The organism is Luedemannella flava (assembly GCF_039528515.1).
GTDB lineage: Bacteria > Actinomycetota > Actinomycetes > Mycobacteriales > Micromonosporaceae > Luedemannella > Luedemannella flava.
The window spans coordinates 1-3779 of the sequence record NZ_BAAALT010000154.1 but is presented as its reverse complement, the minus strand read 5'-3'; the positions used below and the strand labels follow the sequence as shown (position 1 = coordinate 3779).

Here is a 3779-nt window from a genome sequence, read left to right as displayed (position 1 = left end):
CTCCGCCGCGGCCGCCGCCGCGACCAGCGCCACCGGGCAGGTCGCGCCGAGCACCACGGCGGGCTGTACGCCGCAACCCACCGCGACCCGGCTCACCCCGCCCCCGCCGCAGAGCGGGGCCGCCGACACCCAGGCGCCCACCACACCGGGCAAGCCCGTCATCGCCATCTGCGGCAACCTGTTCACGGTGACCTGGGCCGCGTCGACCGACAACGTCGCGATCCAGTCCTACATCGTCAGCCGGATCATCGGCGACGTCGTCTACAGCTTCGGCGTCGCCACCAACGGCTGGTCGACCAGCGGCTGGTACTCGTACGAGCGGATCTGGGTGCAGGCCGTCGACACGTCGGGCAACCGTTCGGCGATGTCGGCGAGCACCGCCTACGGCACGCCGCCGTCGTGCCCGCCGCCGTCGATGTGCACGAGCGGCCCGCCCACGAGCGGCCCGGTCGACACGCAGGCTCCGACCGCGCCGGGCAAGCCGGTGGTCACCGTCGCGAACGGCGTCGCCACGGTCAGCTGGGCGGCGTCCACCGACAACGTCGGCGTCGTCAGCTACCAGATCGTCCACCAGTGGACGGACATCGTCGAGCTGGTCACCGTGGCGGCCCCGTCGACCAGCCGGTCGTTCACCATCGGCACGTCCGACACCCAGCACATCTTCTCGGTAACGGCGAAGGACGCGGCGGGCAACATCTCCGCGTCGTCCGGGCAGACCAGCATCGGCACGCCGCCGACGTGCCCCGTGTTGACCATCTGCACCACCTCGCCGCCGACGAGCAGCGCGCCGCCGACCTCGTCCGGGGTCTCATGCGCCGTGACCTACACCATCCAGAGCACGTGGCCCGGCGGCTTCCAGGCGGAGATCCGCATCCGCAACACGGGCACCGTCCCGATCGACCCGTGGAGCCTGATCTTCAACTTCCCGAACGGCCAGCAGATCAGCCAGATCTGGAACGCCACCCGGACCCAGTCGGGCTCGACCGTCACGGCGGCGGGCCTCAGCTGGAACAGGCTCATCCCGCCCGGCGGCTCCGCGTCGTTCGGCTTCATCGGAACGTGGACGGGCACCAATGCGCCGCCCACCCTCTTCACCGTCAACGGAACCCCCTGCACACTCGGCTGACCAGGCACAATCCCGGTGGGCGGCGCGGCAGCGCGCCGCCCACCGGCCAGCGTGGACTGACGTCCGCACGCTCCACTAGGCTCGCTCCGTGACGAGCGAGCAGCCGATCCCGTCCGGCGTCGACAAGTCCCGGCCCAGCGTCGCCCGCGTCTACGACTACATGCTCGGCGGCAAGGACAACTTCGCCATCGACCGCGAGGTGGCCGTCCGGGCATTGAAGATCACCCCCGACGGGCCGGCGGCCGCGCAGGCCAACCGCGCGTTCCTGCGCCGTGTCGTGCGCTACCTCGTGGCCGACGTGGGCATCCGGCAGTTCATCGACGTCGGCTCGGGCCTGCCCACCCAGGGCAACGTGCACGAGATCGCCGCCCGGCACGCACCCGACGTGCGGGTCATCTACGTCGACATCGACCCGATGGTGCTCGCCCACGGCCGCGCGCTGCTCGACAACGCCACCACCGCCACCGTCATCCAGGCCGATGTGAAGCGGCCGCAGGACATCCTCGGCCACCCCGACGTCGTCGCCCGCATCGACTTCACCCGGCCCGTGGGGCTGCTCCTGTTCGGCATCCTGCACCATCTCGCCGACGACGAGGACCCGGCCGCCGTCGCCGCGACCCTGCGCGCCCCGCTCGCCCCCGGCAGTCATCTCGCGCTGTCACACTTCCGCGACCCCGGGGACGAGCACCCGATCGCGTCCGCGAAGGCCCGCGCGATCGAGAGAATCTTCAACCAGACCCTGGGTACGGGCCGGTGGCGCACCCAGGACGAGATCCTGGCGTTCTTCGGCGACACCGAGCTGCTCGACCCCGGCCTGGTCCCGCTGGCCGAGTGGCGGCCCGATCCCGGTGAGAAGCGGCCCGACCAGTCGGACACGTACCACACTTTCGTGGGCGGGCTGTCCCGGCTCACCGGCTAGCGCCACCACCGGTGGTCCAGCGGCTCGCCCGGCGCCACCTGTCGGCCGCGCGACGCGACAGGGTGGCACCGCTGTGACGCGATGCCACCCTGTGACGTCCGGGTGGGTTACGGGTTGGCGGGGTAGTCGTACTTGCGGGCGTTGCGGCAGTTGCCGGAAGCGCCCGGGCCCAGGTCGCGGAGCACCTTGCGGGCCTGCTCGCGACCGAGGTTCCAGGCGTACCACGGGTCCGGCTCGCGGAGCCGGTCGTCGATCTTCGACAGGGCGCACTTGCGGGCGTCCGGCGGCAGCTTGGCCAGCTCGGCCGTGGCGTCGGCACGCAGCGCCGCCAGGTAGTACAGGTCGATCTTGCCGGTTTCGTTGAAGCGGTCCACGTTGCGCTTCGCGGCGTACGCCTCGGGGTTCATCACCGCGAGCGCGAGCAGCAGCACGACCATGGTGCCCACGCCCGCGCGGGGGATCCAGGAGCCGTTCCATACCGCGCCCGCCACGATGATCATCAGGAAGGCGAGGCCGAGCAGCAGCTCGAAGCCCATCACGAAGATGCGCTCCCCGGTGAAGCTGTACGCCTGCTGGTAGGTGTACATCCGCGAGAGCGCCGACGCGACGATGACCATGCTCAGCGCGGACAGCGACCCGAGCAGGATGCGCAGCACGAGCCGGTCGCCCGGCTGCTCCGCCGACGCCCACCGGATCGTCGCCGCGATGACCGCCAGGGTCAGGATCGTCGCCCACATGAGCTGCCAGAAGCCGCTGCGCGCGTACTCGGCGTAGGTGGGACCGTTCGCGTCGAGCACGTGGTCGCTGCCGCCGAACAGCACCGTGATCTGGATGACCACGAAGCCGAGGAAGAGCAGCACCATGCCGCCGATCGGCAGCGCCCATTCGAGCCGGCCCAGCCGCGCCCTCGCCGGCGTGTGCATGCCGGCCAGGTCGATGGGCGCGCTCACCAGGTACACCGCCGCGAGGGTGGCCAGGCCGCCCGCGATGAACAGGAACAGCCAGAGCCAGACGGTCCCCGCGTCGATGTCAGGAACAATCTTCTCGAGTACGTCCGCGAAGGCGGCGTCGGCGGACGCGAACAGCCCGCCGAAGATGAGCAGCAGCAGGACCGTGGCGCCGATCGACCACACGAGACGCCCGGCCCGGTTGGGTGTCGCCTCGCCGCCGGCGGCTTCGTCGGCCCCGTCGCTTGCCTCGTCGGAGCGGAGGTTGCCCGCGAGCCACGGCAGCCCGCGCATCGAGGCCGCGGCCACGGCGAACGGGCCGAACAGCAGCGCGCGGATCGACCGGCCGCCCACGACGGCGAGGGTCGCGCAGCCCAGGGCCCCGAGCACGCAGAACGTCACCAGCCACCACGCGTTGCGGAACGCGAGGACGCTGAGCAGGGCGAGCGCCGACGCGCCCCAGATCGCCCGGAACACCCGGTCGGTGGTGGTCAGCTTCGCGTCGCCGAGCCGCGCCACGACGCCGGCGGCGATGCCCGCGCCGAGTCCGCCGAGCAGCCAGCCGATGCCGACCCGCGACAGCGGCACGAACACCGCGAACGACAGCGCGCCCGCGAGCACCGCGTACGGCACCGCCCGGTTCTTCCCGTCGCCGGGGCCGGGCCATCGCTTGCCGAAGAACGGCACGATCGGCGGGAGTGGCTGCCGTGGCTGGTTCGGGTAGAACACGGCGTACGGCGCGACGCCAGGTGCGGCGGGCGCGGGCACCACCCCGGGCGGCGCGGCC

At 72.0% G+C, this 3779-nt stretch carries 3 protein-coding genes; 2 read left to right on the top strand and 1 reads right to left on the bottom strand.

Going from position 1 to position 3779, the window contains the following annotated elements:
• A partial coding sequence (locus ABD211_RS22560) for a cellulose binding domain-containing protein (protein WP_344135404.1) occupies positions 1-1126 on the top strand: 1126 nt, incomplete at its 5' end.
• A gap of 88 nt (positions 1127-1214) precedes the next feature.
• Positions 1215-2045: an SAM-dependent methyltransferase gene (locus ABD211_RS22555; protein ID WP_344135401.1), complete on the top strand. Its 831-nt coding sequence runs from the start codon at positions 1215-1217 to the stop codon at positions 2043-2045.
• A 107-nt stretch (positions 2046-2152) separates the two neighbouring features.
• Here the strand turns inward: ABD211_RS22555 and ABD211_RS22550 are convergent.
• On the bottom strand, positions 2153-3779 hold a 1627-nt coding region (locus ABD211_RS22550; RefSeq protein ID WP_344135398.1), incomplete at its 5' end, for a DUF4153 domain-containing protein.